We start from the raw sequence: 19,903 nt of genomic DNA, 5'->3' as shown, positions 1-19,903 counted from the left end.
AAAAAATCCCGGCAAAAGCCAGGATTTTTTATCACACAACAGCAGGGATCAGACGCTAAAAATAGCTTTGATAATATAGAAAAATACGATGGCTAAACCAGCACCCACAGGTAAAGTCACTACCCATGAAATAAAGATATTACGTACTACACCTAAATTCAGAGCGGCAATACCCCGGGCTAAACCTACACCTAATACAGCACCAACCAGAGTTTGAGTGGTAGAGATGGGTAAGCCAGTACCAGAAGCTATAACTACAGTGGTCGCAGCAGACATTTCAGCCGCAAAACCACGGCTTGGGGTCAAATGCGTAATCGCAGTGCCTATAGTTTTAATCACTTTAGCGCCTAAAGTGGCTAAACCAATCACAATACCCACAGCACCTAGAGGTAAAATCCACCAGTCCAGTTTGGCTTTACCTACCACTTCACCACCCGACTGGATCACGCTGACCACAGCAGCCAAAGGTCCAATGGCATTCGCTACATCGTTAGAACCGTGAGCAAAAGCCATACAGCAGGCTGTAGTGATCATCAGAATACCGAAGATTTTTTCAACGTTGGTAAAATGCATTTCTTTATCGGCCATTGGGTCTATATGCACCCGGCTAATCGCAATTTTACCCACAATACCCACAACCACAGCGATACTACCGGCTATCATCAGGTTTTGTTCTGTGCTCAGGTCTAAGCCCACATGAGTTAAACCTTTAGTCACAGTCACCAAAGCCATCATCAGCGCTGCAAAAGCCATATAAAAAGGCACATATTTTTTAGCGTTAGCCAGCGGATTATCAGTATCAAAAATTAAACGCTGGGCACTCATAAAAATTAAGTAGGCCAGAATACCAGCCAGCACAGGAGTCACGACCCAACTGCCAACTATGCCACCTACTTTCCCCCACTCCACCGCATCTACACCCACACCTACAGCGGCAAAACCGATAATGGCACCAACAATAGAGTGAGTCGTGGACACAGGCCAGCCATAATAAGAAGCAACCAGCAACCAGGTACCAGCAGCCAACAAGGCTGCAATCATGCCAAATACCATCAGTTCAGGCGCTGAAGCAAAGTGAATAGGGTCAACGATGCCACTGCGAATGGTAGAAGTTACAGAACCGCCCGCTAAATAAGCGCCGGCAAATTCAAAAATAGCAGCAATAAAAATTGCTTGTTTAACAGTTAAAGCTTTGGATCCTACTGAAGTACCCATGGCGTTTGCCACATCATTGGCACCTACACCATAAGCCATAATAAAGCCAAATACTGCGGCTACGATAATCAGCGTATAGCCGTACGTAGTTAAAATATCCATCTGTGAATTACCTTAAAAATTATCGAGCCAACATGATTTCAAGACGTGAACCTACTTTCAAAGCACAGTCAGCTAAATCGCCAACCCACTCAAGAGTGCGGTACAGGAACATCACATCAACCGGATTCATTTCGGCTTCAGCTTTACGCACAAATTTACGTAAACTGATCTGCAATTGGTCGGTATCATGCTCGATTTCATCGATACGTTCGACCATTTTGATCACTAAATCGACTTCGCGGCCACGAAAACCAGTTTCCAACAGCTCGTCCAGTTCATTGATTGCTTCACATGCCAGTTCGACAGCATCGATACAACGCTGTAAATAGGCTTTAAACTCCACCTGTATAGGAACAGGAATTTCCAGCTCACGACCTAAAACACGGCCCGTGATATCTTTGGCTTTGTTGGCAATTTTATCCTGCTGCGAAACCAGCTCTAATAAATCCGTTCGTTCCACAGGTAAAAACAGCCCACGTGGCAAATGCACGCGTATATCACGTTTTAAATTGTCGGCATCCTTTTCCAACGTCACAATAGATTTGCGAACTTCAGCCGCTTTATCCCAATCCTTCAAAAACACTGCATCAAAAAATGGCAGCAGCAACAGGCTGGCATCAAAAACCTTTTTGATATGTTCTTCCAATGGTTTGATGGGGGATTTTGCGAAAACCGCCAAAAAGTGATTTGGCATAATGAGTGTGCCTCTTGTTGTTGAGTTGACGAAAGTCGGCGCGCATTGTACTGCAATCAAAGTGTAATAAAAACGCCTGAAAAGGCCAGAGTGTAAAAAGCCTGATAAAACATAGGTTTTATCAGGCTTTTATGACAACTAAATGCTGAAATTTTTTAACTGCGGGCTTCTTGCTCTAATTTTTCTTCATCACTGTGGCGCACGTCTTTGCCTTTGACCAGGAAGACGATGTATTCAGCCACGTTTTTACAACGGTCGCCAATACGTTCCATAGAACGGGCAGACCACAATACATTCATGATCTTAGGAATAGAACGTGGGTCTTCCATCATGTAGGTCATTAATTGACGGGTGATGGCTTCGTATTCACGGTCTACTTTTTTGTCTTCGCGGTGCACTGCTAAAGCGGCTTCCACGTCCATACGGGCAAAAGCGTCCAATACATCGTGCAGCATCTGAGCGACATGGCGGCCCATATTATCCAGATTTACCAGCAAATCCTGCTGTGCACTGTTAAAAGACTCCAATGCAACTTTAGCGATACGTTCGGCTTCATCACCAATACGCTCTAAGTCAGAAATGGTTTTGATAATAGCCATAATCAGGCGTAAATCGCTGGCTGCTGGCTGGCGTTTGGCAATGATACGGGTGCATTCATGGTCAATTTTAATTTCCCAGTCGTTTACTTTCACATCATTGGCGATCACCTGACGAGCTAAATCGGCATCACTGCTGGCAATAGCATTCAGCGCATCCGCCAGTTGTTGTTCAATTAAGCCACCCATTGCCATCACATGGTTGCGAACCTGCTCAATTTCTTCATTAAACTGGCTGGAAATGTGCTTCGTTAAATTCATTTTGTCCATCGCTCTCTCCTCGTGGGGGCTAATCCGTTAACCAAAACGGCCTGTGATGTAATCTTCAGTTTGTTGCTGCGATGGATTGGTAAACATCTTATTGGTGGCATCAAACTCAATTAAATCACCCATATACATAAATGCAGTATAGTCGGATACACGGGCTGCCTGCTGCATATTGTGGGTAACAATCACGATAGTGTATTTATCTTTGAGCTCATAAATCAGTTCTTCAATTTTCAGCGTAGAAATTGGATCCAAAGCTGAAGCCGGCTCATCGAGCAATAACACTTCAGGTTCAATCGCAATAGCCCGAGCTATGACCAAACGTTGTTGCTGACCACCAGATAAACCAAAGGCATTGTCATGCAAACGGTCTTTCACTTCGTTCCACAAAGCTGCGCCTTTTAATGAAGTTTCGACCACTTCATCCAGAATACGTTTATCTTTAACGCCTTGCAGACGCAGGCCATAAGCCACGTTTTCATAAATGCTTTTTGGGAATGGGTTAGGTTTCTGGAATACCATACCGACCTGACGGCGTAACTCAGCCACGTCAATTTTCGGATCATAGATATTCTGACCATCCATTAAAATCTGCCCTTCAATACGGCAGATATCCACTAAATCGTTCATCCGGTTAAAACAGCGCAACAAGGTGGATTTACCACAACCTGAAGGGCCGATAAAAGCCGTGACGCGTTTTTCCGGGATCGTCATATTGACGCTTTTTAGTGCCAGCGAATCTGCATAATAGAGCTTCAGATCATTGACCTGAAGTTTGATTTTTTCATCCGACAGTTTCAATTCGTTTTCTACCGGTGGAGCAGTTAATTTATCTTGATTCATCTTCGTTACCATTCTATGAAATTCTGTGAGCTTGTGACCAAAGGCCTGCCACGCAGGCCTGCTGCTATCTAATCTGTATCGCTGCGGTATTTTTCACGTAATCGGTTACGCATATATATAGCCGCCATATTCAGCACCACAATCAATAACACCAGCACCAGTGCTGTGGCATAGAGCAATGGACGCGAAGCTTCAACGTTCGGACTCTGGAAACCCACATCAAAGACGTGGAAACCCAAGTGCATGATCTTCTGGTCTAAATGAATAAACGGGAAATTGCCATCTATAGGTAAAGTAGGCGCCAGTTTCACTACACCTACCAGCATCAGAGGTGCTACTTCACCTGCAGCACGGGCTACAGCTAAAATTAATCCCGTCATCATAGCCGGAGTGGCCAGCGGCACCACCACTTTCCATAAAGTTTCAGATTTGGTCGCACCTAAGGCCAGACTACCCATACGAATAGTACTTGGAATACGGGATAAACCCTCTTCTGTCGATACAATGACGACAGGCAGAGTCAACAATGCCAGGGTCAAAGACGCCCAGAATAAACCCGGAGTACCAAAAGTCGGGCTTGGTAAAGCTTCAGGGTAAAACAGCTGATCGATGCTGCCGCCCATAATGTACACAAAGAAACCTAAACCAAAAACACCGTACACAATAGAAGGTACACCAGCCAGGTTATAGACCGAAATCCGGATGATTTTCAGCAGTGGCCCTTGTTTTGCGTATTCACGCAGATAAATGGCTGCCAGCACCCCAAAAGGCGTCACTATAATAGCCATCAGTATGACCATAGTGACAGTACCAAAAATAGCAGGGAATATACCGCCTTCGGTATTGGCTTCCCGTGGCTCTTCCGTCAGGAAAGTGCCAATGCCACTAAAGTAATGTCTGGTTTTTTGCCAGACCGACATATCGTTTGGCGCAAAAGCCTTAACGATATTTGCCAGTGAAATGGTTACTTCACGGCCTTCTGCAGAACGTGCCACTAAGTTGTCACGATTTGATTCTGCACGCAGTTGATCCAGTTTTTGTTGGATCACCGCATATTCATCGTTCAGAACTTTGTTTTCTGCTTCAGCCTGAGCTTTGAATTCAGCCATTTCAGCATCAGACACCTTATCCAGAACCAGACGACGTTCGGTTAAACGTAACTTCTCAATCTGGTTATTGATGCGGCTGATGTCATTTTTTTCGATATCTTTCATCTGTTGAAAAATACCGTTAGCGCGTTCAACCCGTTTTAACAACTCAGGCCACATAGCGTCGCCTTCAGCGATCAGGGTATCGCCTTCGTTCAGCTTAAGCGGGAAACCATAAAAATTACCACGCTCACGACGCTCCAGCGCAATAGCGCCTTCTGGAGCTGTCCATCCGGTGATTTCATAATCCATATACCAGGAGAAATCCCGGCCATACAGATCGCGGTTACCTACTTTGACCAGATAACGGGTGACAGCTTCCAGCTCTGCAGGCACTGTAGCACCTGACTCACGCAACATCACAGCAGACACTGTTTCGGCACGAACCAGTTCACCCATAATCACTTTTTTCTGACCGGATTCAGGAGACCATTCAGTCTGCTGTAAATCCGCTGGCCAGAAGTGACTGCCGCCACGTACGACAATCAACCCCAACACACCTATCACCATCACCAGACACAAAGCAATGGCTCCAGCGTTTAACCAAATCCAGGGAGTCCCCGATCTGAACCAGGCTCTTACGCCAAATAAAGATTTCATCAAAGTGCCCCTTAATTACAGATTGCTGAAGCGTTGACGTAAACGCTGCCGTATCACTTCGGCGAGGGTATTAAATACAAAGGTAAAGACAAACAACACCAAAGCAGCAAGGAACAACACACGGAAGTGGGTGCTGCCAACGGCTGTCTCAGGTAACTCCACCGCTATATTGGCGGATAAAGTACGCATACCTTCGAAGATATTAAAGTTCACTACCGGGCTGTTACCCGTGGCCATCAGCACTATCATGGTTTCACCCACAGCGCGGCCAAAACCCACCATCACTGCAGCAAAAACACCTGGACTGGCTGTTGGCAATACCACACCAACCATGGTTTGCCATGGTGTCGCGCCCAAAGCTAAAGAACCCTGAGTTAAATGGCGAGGCACGTTAAAAATGGCATCTTCAGCAATAGAGAAGATATTTGGAATAACAGCAAAGCCCATGGCTATACCCACAATCAACGCATTACGCTGGTCGTAGTTAATGCCATTGTCGGTAAACCACTGGCGTAAACTGCCATCAAAAAAAGCGTTGTCGATAACAGGGCTGGCACTGACCGCCAAATAACCAAACAGAATAATCACAGGCACTAAAAACGCGGCTTCCCAACCTAAACCAAAACGATTGCGAATAGATTCAGGCATATAACGCCATAAGTAAGCTGCAGCGAGCATCATAAATGGCATCAGGATCAGAATGGCGAACACAGCGCTTAAATACTCTTCTACAAAAGGCGCCAGCCATAAACCTGCTAAGAAGCCAAGAATAACTGTTGGCAAGGCCGCCATAATTTCGATGGTAGGTTTCACTTTGCCACGCAGTACAGGCGTCATGAAGTAAGCGACATAAATAGCGCTCATGATGGCCAGAGGGGTAGCAAACAACATGGCAAAAAATGCGGCTTTTAAAGTACCTAAAGCTAAAGGCACCATGCTCATTTTGGCTTCAAATTCATCTGAACCGGCAGAAGCTTGCCAAATGTATTTGGCTTCATCACGGCCTTCGTACCAGACTTCATTCCAAAGCGCTCTGTAAGACACGTCCGGATGAGCATTTTCCAAATCAAACTTATGCATCTGACCTTTGTTGTCCAGCAACAGGAAATTGGTATTGATAGGGGAAATAGCAATTTGTTTTGCCATCAGCTCATCATCAAAGGCATCTAAAAACAAAGTGCGTGCTGAAGTGCCGTAATGAATGCCCAGATGACCTTTGTCATCTATGGCCATAAAACCTTTACGGGAATATTCAGCAACGATCTGAGTAATAGCACCAGGGTGCTGCTCAAAATCACGAATTTGTTTTAAGTCAAAGTTATTGTGTTGGTCACGCACTAAAAACCACTGGGTTAATTCACCCTTGGATGAGCCCACAATCAAAGACACAGTACCGACCAAAAACTCAATGGCGGTGATCTGTTCACCTGATTTCACCGCATTGACGCTTTGGACTAAACGCGCCTGCTCCGGGTTATTGATGGCGTAATAATGGATTTGCCCTGCTTTATCGGCAACAAACAAATTCTGAAAAGTATTGTCGATCAGAATTCTGCTGGCTGAAGCTGGTGCGTCAGGTAAAGTGTAATCGGTGCGTACCACTGTAGTTTCGCCGGTCAGGAACACAGTTTCTGCCACCATATTTGACAACACTAAACGACCATCAGCCGTATAAGCGCTCAACATCCGGTTTTCGTCTTTTTCCTGTATGGCTATAGCCACTAAAGCCTGACCTTGAGCATCAACCTGTACCGGAGCTTCACCTAAAGGATAACTGACTTTAGGATTCACCTGACGTTTATCGTTTGGATAACTCAACAGATATTCATGCTTGGCAATCAGTGCCTGACCGTTGGATAAACCCAGAATGATAGTGCCGGTGCGAGGGTCAGCTTTAGCAAAGGTAGTGACTGTGACATCAGCGGGTAAAGCCAATTGCACTTGTTGTGTCAGCTCACCTGTGTCCGCGTTAAAAAACTGCAGCTTTGCATCTGCTGTCACAGTTAAGCCTATCTCACCATAACGCTCTATATTGCTATACAGAGGTTCTGTAGCAGGACTTTGATAGCTGGTTTTCTGATCCACTGAGGCTGAGGAGAACAAAGGCCCCACTTCAGAAAACAGATAAACAAATATAGTGGCAAAAGCCAGCACCACACTGATGCCGGCAAAGCTGATACCATATTTGGAGATTTTATCTTTAACAGAGCGCCAGCGCCGTAAACGGGCACGACGTTCACCAGTTGGCAGTAAGGAACGCGGCGAATCACCGGCTGACTGCTGACTTGGATGGGTTGAGTGCATAGTTGCTATACCACCAGTTACTTTTAGATGCAGGCAACTATAGTAGAGTTTTATGACGGAAATATTACAGAGTGGCTTTTTGTCATATAAATGACACAAACGAATCCGAGCGGGAAAGATCAAACTATTGCTTTTAATAGAAAAAACAAGGCACCCTGAAGGTGCCTTGTGTTAATCAGTACAACTTATTTAATACCCAGGTCAGCCAGAGCTTTAGCAGCTACTGAAGCTGGCACCGGAACATAACCGTCGTGTGCTACTACGTCCTGACCATTTTTTGACATCACAAAACGCACAAACTCACGCTCTAAAGGCAGCATTTCTTTGTTTGGGTGCTTGTTGATGTAAACGTACAGGAAACGTGATAACGGGTATTTACCGTCTAAAGCATGATCCGCATTTGGAGCATAAAACGGCTCGCCTTCTTTTTTCGCTAAAGGTAAAGCTTTAACGCTTGACGTGATGTAACCGATACCTGAGTAACCAATACCGTTGATAGACTCACTGATACCCTGCACTACAGAAGCAGAACCTGGTTGTTCGTTGATGCTTGATTTAAAATCACCACCACATAAGGCAACATCTTTGAAGTAACCGTAAGTACCTGATACTGCGTTCCGGCTGTACATAGTGAAATCACGGTTTGCCCATGCACCTTCCATACCTAACTGGCCCCAGCGTGTCACATCTTCTTTATAACCACATTTACGGGTTGCTGAGAAAATGGCGTCCACCTGAGCAATAGTCAGACCTTGCAACGGGTTGTCCTTGTTTACATACACAGCCAATAAGTCGATAGCTACAGGAATAGCCATTGGTTTGTAGCCATATTTAGCTTCAAATTCCTGTACTTCTGATGGCTTCATTGCACGGCTCATAGGGCCGAAGTTAGAGGTGCCTTCAGTTAAAGCTGTAGGAGCAGTAGAAGAACCTGCACCCTGGATTTGGATATTCACGTTTGGATATTGCTTACGGAATTCTTCAGCCCATTTTGTCATCAGGTTGTTTAAGGTATCAGAACCTATACTGGAAATGTTGCCTGAAACACCAGTAGATTTTACGTAAGCAGGCAAATTCGGGTCTGCTTCGATAATGGCAGCTTGTGCTGTCAGGCCTAAAGTGGCTGCAATAAGACTGATTGAAGTTAATAATTTTGCTACTTTCACGTTGCTCTCCTCACAACAGACAAATGCCTGTTCGTGGTTCAGGTTGTTTTCTGGGACCTATCATAAGAAAGAAATATGACACTAATATGACGAAACCAAAGAACATCTTTTGAGCTACAGCAGTTTTTTTTAACTCTGCAGGGAGATTTGCGACGACTTGACTGTCAAAAACCAGCCAGAGGTCTACAATGGGGGAAGCTAACGCTAGCTAACTCACTGTTTTTCTAAGTTCTTTCGAATTTTCCTACCCTAAGTAATTGACGTTGCAGGGCGGCGACAAGTGAGCGAGACCCCAGAAACATAGCGGTCTTATGTGACTGGGGCGAGGAACGCAGTCAACAAAGCTGCGGCTTCAAGTACGACGGGTATATCAGATTTGACTCTCCAGGAGATGTAATATGAAGCAGTTGATTTTAACTGTTATAGGTCGGGATAAAGCAGGTTTAGTCGAACAACTGGCTACAGTGATCACCAGTCATCAGGGCAATTGGATGGCCAGTAATTTAAGTCATTTAGGGGGCTACTTCGCTGGTATATTGCAACTGGAAGTATCTGAAGAGCATGTATTTGCGTTAACAACAGAGCTTGAACGCATGTCAGACCTGGATATAAAAATTCAGCAAGGTTTAGACAGTGCAATTCATCCGGATAAACAGCTGCAATTTGTTATTACAGGCAACGACAGACCGGGCATAGTACGAGAGCTGTCCAGCGTGATGAAACACAAAGGCGCCAATATTATTCATTTTGAAAGTTCTAAACAAAGTGCTCCCAACTGGGGTGTTCCGTTGTTTCACGCCATAGCTACAGTAGAGCTGCCTGCAGGTCTGAATAAAGATGAAGTGGTCAAAGCACTGGAAGCTATAGCCTCGGATGTAGTGGTTGATATTGAACACTAACCCAGCTGAAAAAATATTCCTGTATTAAAGGATCAGACCCTTGATCCTTTCATCAGTCTGTCATAAAACTGCCATAGAGTAGCTCCCGAACCCGATCAGGAGCCTGTTATGGTCTTTGCAGAGTTAAAACATACTGTGAGCGATACGAATTATTTCCCCCGCGAATTAAGCTGGCTGGCCTTTAATGGCCGTGTGCTGCAGGAAGCTGCAGATGAACGTAACCCACTGATTGAACGGTTGCGTTTTTTAGGTATTTATTCCAACAACATGGATGAGTTTTTCCGGGTGCGTGTCGCTGATGTTAAACGCCGTATTTTACTGAAAAAATACCATGCCAATGAGCAGGAAGATGCCGAACAGTTGCTGCACGATATTCAACATATAGTGATGACGCTGGGCGAACGTTTTAATAAAATTTATGACGACCTGCTGCAAGCCCTGCGCAAATACAACATTGAGCTGATTGACAACTACAAACTGACCGACGCCCAGGCTCAGTGGGTTCGTAGCTACTACCGCAGCGAAGTACAGCGCCATATTTCTCCTATTATTTTATCCGCTGAAGAAGTCAAACTGGCTAAACATTTAGAAGACAATGCCACTTACCTGATGGTCGAAATGACTGGCTCTAATAAAGCCGAATACGCCATAGTGCAGGTGCCAACAGACGTGATGTCACGTTTTGTTGAGTTGCCGCTCCATCTGAATAAAAGTAAAAAAAGAGGCCGCTACCGCAGGCAAATCATTTTGCTTGACGACATCATCATGTACTGCCTGAAAGACTTATTTGATGGCTTTTTTGATTTTTGTGAAATTCAGGCATTTTCACTGAAACTGACCCGCGACGCCGAATACAATATCAGCGATACGTTGGACCAGTCGTTGATCGATAAAATGTCCAAGGGCATTAAACAGCGGCTGAAATCAGAACCTGTGCGTATGGTTTACGATGCAAACATGCCTGAGCATATGCTAAAAATGCTGAAAAAATTGCTGGGCTACAGCTCCTATGACTCTTTAATACCAGGTGGTAAGTACCGGAACTTTAAAGATTTTATTGGTTTTCCAAATATAGGCCACCCGTCTTTAGAATTCCCGCCTATGCCAGTGCTGAAAAGCCCGGAGTTTGAACGTCATACCACAAGTTTTGAAGCTATTCGTACTTCAGATATTTTGCTGTATTACCCTTACCACAGCTTCAGTTATTTCACCGAGTGGGTGCGTCAGGCGTCTTTTGATCCAAAAGTCAGCAGTATCAAAATGACCATGTACCGTGTCGCTAAAAACTCACGAGTCATTAACTCTCTGCTTGATGCGGTGCGTAATGGCAAAAAAGTGACTGTAGTGGTGGAATTGAAAGCCCGTTTTGATGAAGAAAATAACATCAATTGGGCACGCCGCATGACAGAAGCCGGCATTGAAGTCATCTTTGGCCTGCAAACCTTAAAAATTCACTCTAAGCTCTGTTTGATCAGCCGTCAGGAAAAAGGCAAAACTGTAAAATTTGCCCATATAGGCACAGGTAACTTTAACGAAAAAACGGCCCGTATATATACCGACATGAGTTTGTTCACTTGCCATAGTGAAATTTGTGATGAAGTGGATCAGGTATTTGAGTTTATTCAGTACAGCTACAAAGCATTTCAGTTTAATCACCTGATGGTGTCACCGACCTGGAGCAGGCCTAAACTTTGCGCCTTAATAGAGCGGGAAACCAGTTTTGCCACATCAGGCAGAAAAGCTGAAATCATATTAAAAATCAATAACCTGGTTGATAATCAAATAGTTAATTTGCTCTATAAAGCCAGTATGGCTGGTGTAAAAATCCGTATTATAGTACGGGGTATGTGTTCGCTTATTCCAGGTGTTAAAGGCATGAGTGACAATATTCATGTGATTAGTGTACTGGACAGATACCTTGAACACGCCCGGATTTATGTGTTTAACAATGGCGGCGACACCGATGTCTACATCTCATCAGCTGACTGGATGACCCGTAATCTGGATCAACGTGTCGAAGTGGGTGTGCCTATTTATGATGCAGCCATTAAACAGCAAATTATGACTACGCTGGATATTCAGTGGCATGACAATGTCAAAGCGCGGATTATCGATAAAGATCAAAGCAACCACTATGTAAAAAGAGGCAATAAGCGTAGCATTCGCTCCCAACAGGAAATCTACGATTATTTTGCTCAGTTGCAGCAATCCACTCAGGCCAGCTTATGACCCACTGGACCAGCACAGACACGACAGATGCACAAAAAGCCGCTTATATGGCGGCCGTTGATTTAGGCTCCAACAGCTTTCATATGGTGATAGCTCGTGTGGTAGATGGCGCTTTGCAACTGTTGCATCGCGAAAAACAAAAAGTACAGCTGGCTGAAGGTTTAACAGAAGATTTATTGTTAACCGAAGAAGCCATGTTGCGTGGTTTGGCTGTACTGAGTCAGTTTGCCGATACCTTAAAACCTGTGCCCATTGAATCGGTGCGGGTTATCGCGACTTACACCTTAAGGCGTGCAAAAAACAGTGCTATGTTTTTGCGCCGGGCCCAGGCGGTTTTTCCTTTTCCTGTTGAAGTGATTTCAGGTCAGGAAGAGGCCCGCTTTATTTATCAGGGGGTGGCGCATTTTGAGCATTATCAGGGGCGTCGGCTGGTGATGGATATAGGCGGTGGCAGCACTGAATTCGCCATAGGCGAAGGCTTTTTGCCAATCAGACTGGCCAGTCGTAATATGGGTTGTGTCAGCTATGCTCAGTTCCATTTTCCTCATGGCCGTATCAGTGCAAAAAAATTCGAACGGGCTATTTTGCAGGCTGAGCAGGAGCTGGAACCTATAGTCTCAGCTTACCGCGAAACCGGCTGGCAACAAGCTGTAGGCACTTCAGGTACTATCAAGACCATCCGCGATATTATTATTGGCCTAGGCTGGCATCCGGCCTGTATTGAGCTTGAGCACCTGCTGCAATTAAAAGAATTGCTGATCGCTCAGGAAAACAGTTTGCAACTGGATTTACCTGGTTTAGCTGATGATCGTAAGTTACTGATTTGCTCTGGTTTAGCTATTCTAATTGCCGCTTTTAATATGCTTGGCATTTCGCAGATGTATTATGTCGACGCAGCGCTTCGTGAAGGGGTGCTGTATGAAATGAGTGACCGTCTGCATCACCATGACATTCGTGAACACACCATTCAGAGTCTGATTAAAAGATACAGCATTGATACCAGTCAGGCTGACAGAGTGCGCAACACAGCGCTGGAATTATTTGCCCAACTGCGGCACAGCTGGCAACTGACGGATGATTTGGCTGATTTATTAAGCTGGGCAGCCACAGTCTACGAAATAGGCCTGCATATCAACTCATCCAGCGTACAGCGGCACTCGTCTTACATTTTAAAAAATGCCAACTTACCGGGGTTTAACCAGGAACAACAGCAGTTAATAGCCACGCTGGTGCGCTCACATCGCCGTAAAATTAAAACTGAAGATCTGTCGCAGTTTTATCTGTACAGTTCAAGCACTGTGGTGTCTTTACTGGTGCTGTTGCGTCTGGCTGTGTTACTGAATCAAAAACGCCGTAACGACTTCTTGCCCGAACTTATAGCGCAAGGGAAAACTCAGCAATTAACACTGCTACTGCCTAAAGAATGGCTGGAACAACAACCTTTATTGGTCGCTGATCTGCAACAAGAGCAATTACATCTGAAAAAGATTGCCTTTGTACTCGACTGTCCGTATTTAGTGGAGTGCAGTTTACAAAGTCCGGGGTTTGATTCATCCGGTGCGGATGAAGAGTAATTATTTAGTACCCTGGGGTCCAGAGACAGAAAGGAACAGTTACAGATGCCACAGATTTTTAGTAACGACGCCATCAGCAGAGCTTTATTGCTGGTTATCCTCGGTGCAGGAGTATTCTTTTTTATAGGTTTCCTCGTTCCTGTACTGGCTGCTCTCATTATCTGCTTTGCCAGCTGGCCTTTGTATCGCCATTTGCTGAACTATTGCCGCAATAACTCCACTTTAGCCGCCAGTGTGGCCATCATTGCCATTGTTTTAGGTCTGGTGATCCCTCTGGTTATGGTCTTTAGCTATGCGATGGAAGAAATACGGGCCTGGATTGAGTGGCTGAAACACGCCAATGAACATGGCGCCGCTGTGCCGGATTGGCTCAGAGCATTGCCAGGTGTGGGTGACACTCTGGCGACCTACTGGCAAACTTATTTAGCCGAACCTCACCAATTGGGGCAAGTAGTCAGTTTAGTCAGTGGCGAACAAATCAGTGGCATCTCCAAGTGGGTATTAAATTTTGGCTGGACTACAGCCGGATTAATGCTGACCTTATTATTTATGCTGATCACTTTATTCTTTTTGTATAAAGACGGTGAGCGTATCGCCTGGCAACTGGATACTGTAGGTGAGCGTATTCTACCTGATCGCTGGAACCGTTTTTCCCGCGTTGTACCAGCGACCGTCAGCTCAACCGTCATAGGCATGACCATTATCGCTATTGGCGAAGGGGTTGTGTTAGGCGTCGCCTACTGGATAGCCGGAGTGCCCTCCCCCGTTGCTTTTGGGGTGTTAACAGGTTTTATGGCGCTTATTCCTGGTGGCGCACCTTTATCTTTTACCTTGATTTCGATTTATCTGGTCGGCACTGGTGATTTAACAGCTGGTGTGGGTTTGTTTTTATGGGGCAGTATAGAACTCTTTATTGTTGATAAAACCATCAGGCCAACCCTGGTGGGCGGGCCAGTCAAACTGCCTTTTTTACCAACCTTTTTTGGTTTAATTGGTGGCGTGCAAACAATGGGCATGGTGGGTCTGTTTGTTGGCCCTGTGCTGATGGCTTTGCTGGTTGCTATCTGGCGGGAATGGCTCAGAGCGCCACAGCATCTTGCCGATGATCCGGAACAACTGCTCAGGAGCAAAAACAGGCCGTCAGAGCCTGTGCCATAAAGCGAAAAACCGTCAACAAAGCAACACATTATCTGCTGTGAAAGAGATAAATTGCTTTACTAGTTTAAAATGATAGGTAAGATAAATTTTTATTTTTACAGACAAAAAAACACATACTTCATATGAATCCTCTCCGAAGGTGCGCTGTAGTCTTTTTGATTGCAGCGTTAACACAGTTTACCGCAGTAGCTGATGAGTCTTTGACTCATTCAGAAGCCATTAAACATGCAGAACACTCCATAGTTCAGTTGCAACAGCAACAGAGTATTGCGCAGCATTGGTCTTCAATCTCGCCCAAATATGCCCAAAAAGCATCATCCGCCACACAAAAACATCTGTGGGTGGTGCGTTTTATTGATCCCCAAGCCAGAAAATTCAACGAACAGAACTTGTATCTGATCCTGACTGATTCAGGGCAACTGATTGAATACAGTTATCAGTTACCCACAGCTTATTTGTTAGTACAACCTTAAACTCAACGGAGCTTAAATAACACGCTATGGAAATCTTTATTCTTGTTGGCCTGATCATTTTAAATGGTCTGTTCGCTATGTCAGAAATCGCAATAGTGACAGCGAGAAAGTCGAGATTAACTGCTTTGGCACAAAGCGGCAGCAGCTCTGCCAAAGCTGCATTAAAACTATCTGAAGATCCTACTCAGTTTTTATCCACTGTTCAGATAGGTATTACCTCTATAGGTATTCTGAACGGTATCTTCGGTGAATCCATTTTGGCTGAACCTTTATCAATCTGGCTGCAAAGTTTTGGTTTCGCCCCTGAAGTGACCAGCATAGTCTCGACCATACTGGTAGTTATTATCATTACTTATGTGTCGATAGTAGTGGGCGAACTGGTGCCAAAACGTATTGGTCAGGTGAGCGCAGAACGCATTGCCTGTCTGGTAGCGCGACCTATGGCGTTGCTTGCTATAGCGACCAAGCCTTTTGTCTGGATGCTTTCTGGCTCCACTCACGCCATTATGAAGTTTCTGGGTTTCAGTCACATCATCACCGACAATGTAACCCACGAAGATATTCAAGCCATGCTGCAAGAGGGTTCATCAGCCGGTATCATTGAGCAATCTGAACATACCATGGTGAAAAACGTATTTCGTCTGGATGAACGAAGCATTTCCTCCTTGATGGTGCCCCGTTCTGACATCGTATTTTTGGATGTGAACAAGCCCATTGAAGACAACCTGAAGCTGGTGATGCAGGCCCCTCATTCACGTTTCCCGGTATGCCGCAACAACATGGATGACCTGGTAGGTATAGTTTCAGCCAAGCAGTTGTTGGCGCAGTCTATAGCGGGTAATGAAATCCATATCGCCTCTCTGGCAAAAGCCTGTAATTATGTGCCTGACAGCTTATCCGGCATGGAGTTACTGGACCATTTCAAAACATCGGGCAGCCAAATGGTATTTGTGGTTGATGAATATGGTGATTTAAAAGGTTTAGTGACTTTGCAGGATATGACAGATGCGCTGACCGGCGAATTTGGGCAGGATGATGATGAAGACGATCAGATGCTGGTACGCAGAGAAGATGGCAGTTTGTTGATTGACGGTCTGATCCCTATGATCGACTTTAAAGATGCGCTGAATATCCGTGAAATTCCTGATGAAATCGAAGGCCGTTTTCAGACACTCAATGGCATGGTGATGTATCAGTTAGGTAAAATACCTAAAACAGCAGATACTATAGATGTTGCAGGCTGGAGACTGGAAATTGTCGATATGGATGGTAAGCGTATTGATAAAGTTCTCGCCAGTAAACTGCCTGAAGACGAAGATGCTTCCGATCCTGATCATAAGACAGGCTAGTTCTGTCTGTTGAGAACGGCCTGCTGTTCGCGGCAGGCCTTTACTTAAACAAGCGAACAACACGACCTTTAACTTAATCACCCGCATTATGGATAGTTATGACCACACTCGAAATTATTGTATTGGCTTTACTGCAAGGCTTTACCGAATTTTTACCTATTTCAAGTTCAGCTCATCTGATTTTACCTTCACAGTTACTGGGCTGGAGTGATCAGGGGCTGGCGTTTGATGTGGCAGTGCATTTAGGCACACTGGCTGCTGTACTGCATTATTTTCGTCGTGATGTAGGTCTTATCAGCGTCAGCTGGTTTGGCAGCTTAAAAGGCCAACACGACCAACACAGCCGCTTGGGCTGGCTGATTATTCTGGCGACTATACCAGCAGCTTTGTTTGGCTTGCTGATTAAGGACTTTATTGAAGTCTATGCCCGCTCTTCTCTAGTTATCGCAAGTACAACCATCATTTTTGGTTTGTTATTGTGGTATGCCGATGCAAAAGCCAAACAAATCAAACAAACTGACCAGTTGACGGTAAAAGATGTGATTATTATTGGTCTGGCTCAGGCTATAGCCCTGATCCCTGGCACCTCACGTTCAGGTATTACCATGACAGCAGGCCTGCTTCTGGGGTTAACCCGACAAGCGGCAGCACGTTTCTCCTTTTTGATTTCTATCCCAATTATTCTGCTGGCCGGTGGTTACCAAACACTGAAATTACTGAAAAGCGAACAGGCAGTCGACTGGACAGCTTTAGGTTTAGGCACTGTGCTTAGCTTTATCTCTGCTTACGTCTGCATTCATTTTTTCCTTAAAGTGATAGAAAAAATGGGCATGATGCCTTTTGTGATCTACCGTTTAGCTTTAGGTGTATTCCTGCTGGCTTTTGTGTTTTATTTCTGAACCCAGATGCCCCTTTCCGGCAAAGTGTCGCAAGGCACTTTGCTTTTTAAGCTTGTGCCAGTATGGTAGTGACTTCACCCAGAAGGAACTCCCATGTTGCGAACTGTTTTTTGTGTTCTGCTGGCCAGCACTTTTTCAGCTCAGGCCAGTACAGATTTAAAACCCCGGACCGAAACGGCTATTCAAAAAATTCAGCCAGAAATGCTGCAATGGCGCCGTCATTTCCATCAATACCCTGAGTTGTCGAACCGCGAAGTCAATACAGCGAAGAAAGTAGCAGCCCATTTAAAATCTCTTGGTTTAGAAGTACAAACCGGCATAGCTCATCATGGCGTCCTGGGCGTATTAAAAGGCGCTAAACCTGGCCCGACAGTGGCTTTGCGCGCTGATATGGATGCGCTGCCTGTGACAGAGCAGGTGGATTTACCTTTTGCCTCTAAAGTGCGCAGTACTTTTAATGGTCAGGACGTAGGTGTGATGCATGCCTGTGGTCACGATGCTCATACGGCTATGCTGATGGCGACAGCCTCAGTGCTGACAGAGCTTAAAGCTGAACTGGCCGGTACTATTCTGTTTGTATTTCAGCCCGCCGAAGAAGGCCCTCCTGCCGGTGAAGAAGGTGGCGCCAAGCTGATGCTCAAAGAAGGCGTATTTGCCACATACAAACCTGATGCCATTTTTGGTCTGCATGTCTGGCCTGGTCCTGCCGGCCAGTTACAGGTGAAAAGTGAAGGCATAATGGCGGCGGCAGACAGTTTTAATATCACTGTCAAAGGCAAGCAGGTGCATGGCTCAAGCCCATGGCGTGGGGTAGATCCTATAGCTGTGACAGGTCAGTTGATCACAGCTCTGCATCAGATTCCTGCCCGCCAGCTGGATGTCACCCAGGCCCCAGCCGTCTTGTCTGTAGGTCAGGTGCATGGGGGGGTGCGCTGGAACATTATTCCGGATGACGTAAAACTCGAAGGCACAATACGCACTTTTGATCCACAAATGCGCGAACAGCTACTGCAAAAAATGCAGCACACTTCAGAACATATAGCCGCCGCCAGTGGCGCCACAGCTGAGTTTCATAACCATAGTTTTGCTGCTGTGACCTGGAATGATGCCACACTGACTGAATGGGCTATGCCAAGCTTAAGCTGGGCTGCAGGCAAAGCCGGGGTTGCGCCAATTAAACCTATTACTGCTTCGGAAGACTTTTCGTTTTTCCAGCAAGAAGTACCGGGCGTGTTTTTCTTTTTAGGCATAGCCCCGGAAAATACTCCGGTGGAACAAACAGCGCCTAACCATTCGCCACTGTTTCAGGTGAATGAACAGGCACTGGAAAATGGCGTCCGGGCTTTAACAGCTCTGGCGCTGGACTATCTGGCTAACCCGGCAAAAACAGATAAGAAAGACTAAAAAGTAAGCTCATCACCACAGCGGCAAACGCAAAAACTTTGCCGCTGCATTGTTTTAGATCCTGCCAACAGGTTAAAAGCCCAGTCACCAGCATGGCGAAAATCAGACAACTTTGTGACAACAGTACAGCACCCTGACTGAACCAGACAGGTACTGAAAAAACCATAGTCAGCAGCAGAACAGCCACAAAAGCCAACACAAACCAGGGAAAGACAAAACCTTCCTTGTTTTTACTTTGAAAACTGAGCAGCAGTAAAAATGGCACCAGTAAACAGACCCTGAATAACTTGGCGATCACAGCCTGCGGCGCAGCCTGCCCTAACTGACTGCCTGCAGCCACAGCCTGTGATACTTCAGGCGCTGTGCTGCCAATCAACCAGGCCAGCTGTGTTTCCGGCAACCAGCCAGTGTGCATCAGCACCGCATAGGCCAACAACGACAGCAACCCCATTAAAAGCACCACAGCCAGACTTTGAGTTAAAGTCGCCTGCCCGCTTTGCCGTACAGACCAGCTGGCAAAAATTGCTGAAGTACCACAAAAACTTAAGCCACAACTAATTAAAAGCACCAGCTCTTTGGGTAGTTTAAATACTTTGCCCCCAAGCCAGAGCGCAGCGCTCAGCACCAACAGAACTAGAACAACCAGCTGCACTAAAGCCAGCGGACTGGTGTGCATTACCAGTTGTGGTTCAACACTAAAGGCGAACAGAACTATACCCAAACGTAAAGCCTTTTGCTGCCAACTGCCGATCCTATCCAGCCTGGACGCCACTAACTGACGGGGCTGAATGGAAAACAGTGGCAACACAAAAGCAGCTACTAAGCCCAGCAACAAAGCGACAAAAACCGGACTGATCAGCTGTTCCAACACAGGAAAAGCCAGATAACATAAATGCAGTAACAAACTAAGCAGCAATAAGACCAGCATGGGAATTCATCTTAGTGAAAGTGACAGCGCTATTGTACTGAGCGTTAAAAATAAG

Annotated in this window: 16 protein-coding genes; 8 read left to right on the top strand and 8 right to left on the bottom strand. The window is 45.6% G+C overall.

The genetic code is table 11. The features are described from left to right. Nucleotides 1-48: 48 nt before the first annotated feature. From RHEIN_RS18155 to RHEIN_RS18125, 7 genes are all read right to left on the bottom strand, one after another. Nucleotides 49-1,317 (bottom strand): inorganic phosphate transporter, encoded by a 1,269-nt coding sequence (locus RHEIN_RS18155; protein ID WP_008900439.1) that lies wholly within the window; start codon nucleotides 1,315-1,317, stop codon nucleotides 49-51. Between the two features lie 19 nt (nucleotides 1,318-1,336). Next, the gene (locus tag RHEIN_RS18150; protein WP_008900438.1) at nucleotides 1,337-2,011 is read right to left on the bottom strand and encodes a TIGR00153 family protein; all 675 of its coding nucleotides are present in this window, start codon (nucleotides 2,009-2,011) and stop codon (nucleotides 1,337-1,339) included. Nucleotides 2,012-2,166: 155 nt separating this feature from the next. Then, nucleotides 2,167-2,877, bottom strand: coding sequence for a phosphate signaling complex protein PhoU (gene phoU / locus RHEIN_RS18145; protein ID WP_008900437.1), 711 nt, complete (start codon nucleotides 2,875-2,877; stop codon nucleotides 2,167-2,169). 27 nt (nucleotides 2,878-2,904) lie between these two features. Further along, the gene (gene pstB, locus RHEIN_RS18140) at nucleotides 2,905-3,717 is read right to left on the bottom strand and encodes a phosphate ABC transporter ATP-binding protein PstB (RefSeq protein ID WP_008900436.1); all 813 of its coding nucleotides are present in this window, start codon (nucleotides 3,715-3,717) and stop codon (nucleotides 2,905-2,907) included. 68 nt (nucleotides 3,718-3,785) lie between these two features. After that, complete coding sequence (gene pstA, locus RHEIN_RS18135) at nucleotides 3,786-5,465, bottom strand: phosphate ABC transporter permease PstA (RefSeq protein ID WP_008900435.1); 1,680 nt, start codon at nucleotides 5,463-5,465, stop codon at nucleotides 3,786-3,788. Between the two features lie 15 nt (nucleotides 5,466-5,480). Beyond that, entirely contained in the window at nucleotides 5,481-7,769 is a 2,289-nt protein-coding gene (locus tag RHEIN_RS18130) for an ABC transporter permease subunit (protein ID WP_008900434.1), read from the bottom strand. A 185-nt stretch (nucleotides 7,770-7,954) separates the two neighbouring features. After that, a complete protein-coding gene (locus RHEIN_RS18125; protein ID WP_008900433.1) occupies nucleotides 7,955-8,935 on the bottom strand; it encodes a PstS family phosphate ABC transporter substrate-binding protein in 981 nt (326 codons plus the stop codon). Nucleotides 8,936-9,333: 398 nt separating this feature from the next. Between RHEIN_RS18125 and RHEIN_RS18120 the strand changes: the two genes are divergently transcribed. From RHEIN_RS18120 to RHEIN_RS18085, 8 genes are all read left to right on the top strand, one after another. Then, a complete protein-coding gene (locus tag RHEIN_RS18120) occupies nucleotides 9,334-9,834 on the top strand; it encodes a glycine cleavage system protein R (RefSeq protein WP_008900432.1) in 501 nt (166 codons plus the stop codon). A 108-nt stretch (nucleotides 9,835-9,942) separates the two neighbouring features. Next, entirely contained in the window at nucleotides 9,943-12,063 is a 2,121-nt protein-coding gene (gene ppk1 / locus RHEIN_RS18115) for a polyphosphate kinase 1 (protein ID WP_008900431.1), read from the top strand. Then, nucleotides 12,060-13,637, top strand: coding sequence for a Ppx/GppA phosphatase family protein (locus RHEIN_RS18110; RefSeq protein ID WP_008900430.1), 1,578 nt, complete (start codon nucleotides 12,060-12,062; stop codon nucleotides 13,635-13,637). Before ppk1 ends, RHEIN_RS18110 begins: the two co-directional genes overlap by 4 nt. Before the next feature lie 45 nt (nucleotides 13,638-13,682). Then, nucleotides 13,683-14,795: an AI-2E family transporter gene (locus RHEIN_RS18105; RefSeq protein WP_008900429.1), complete on the top strand. Its 1,113-nt coding sequence runs from the start codon at nucleotides 13,683-13,685 to the stop codon at nucleotides 14,793-14,795. Nucleotides 14,796-14,950: 155 nt separating this feature from the next. Continuing rightward, nucleotides 14,951-15,268 (top strand): DUF6488 family protein, encoded by a 318-nt coding sequence (locus tag RHEIN_RS18100; RefSeq protein ID WP_040555432.1) that lies wholly within the window; start codon nucleotides 14,951-14,953, stop codon nucleotides 15,266-15,268. 26 nt (nucleotides 15,269-15,294) lie between these two features. Beyond that, nucleotides 15,295-16,617: a hemolysin family protein gene (locus RHEIN_RS18095; RefSeq protein WP_008900427.1), complete on the top strand. Its 1,323-nt coding sequence runs from the start codon at nucleotides 15,295-15,297 to the stop codon at nucleotides 16,615-16,617. A 98-nt stretch (nucleotides 16,618-16,715) separates the two neighbouring features. After that, nucleotides 16,716-17,516: an undecaprenyl-diphosphate phosphatase gene (locus RHEIN_RS18090; protein WP_008900426.1), complete on the top strand. Its 801-nt coding sequence runs from the start codon at nucleotides 16,716-16,718 to the stop codon at nucleotides 17,514-17,516. 93 nt (nucleotides 17,517-17,609) lie between these two features. Then, nucleotides 17,610-18,920: an amidohydrolase gene (locus tag RHEIN_RS18085; RefSeq protein WP_008900425.1), complete on the top strand. Its 1,311-nt coding sequence runs from the start codon at nucleotides 17,610-17,612 to the stop codon at nucleotides 18,918-18,920. On the opposite strand, the gene RHEIN_RS18080 is transcribed toward RHEIN_RS18085, so the two are convergent. Continuing rightward, the gene (locus RHEIN_RS18080) at nucleotides 18,889-19,848 is read right to left on the bottom strand and encodes a putative sulfate exporter family transporter (RefSeq protein ID WP_008900424.1); all 960 of its coding nucleotides are present in this window, start codon (nucleotides 19,846-19,848) and stop codon (nucleotides 18,889-18,891) included. The genes RHEIN_RS18085 and RHEIN_RS18080 overlap by 32 nt on opposite strands. Nucleotides 19,849-19,903: the final 55 nt, after the last annotated feature.

The organism is Rheinheimera sp. A13L (genome assembly GCF_000217935.1).
Taxonomy (GTDB): Bacteria; Pseudomonadota; Gammaproteobacteria; order Enterobacterales; family Alteromonadaceae; genus Pararheinheimera.
This window is presented reverse-complemented; position numbering and strand designations above follow the sequence as displayed.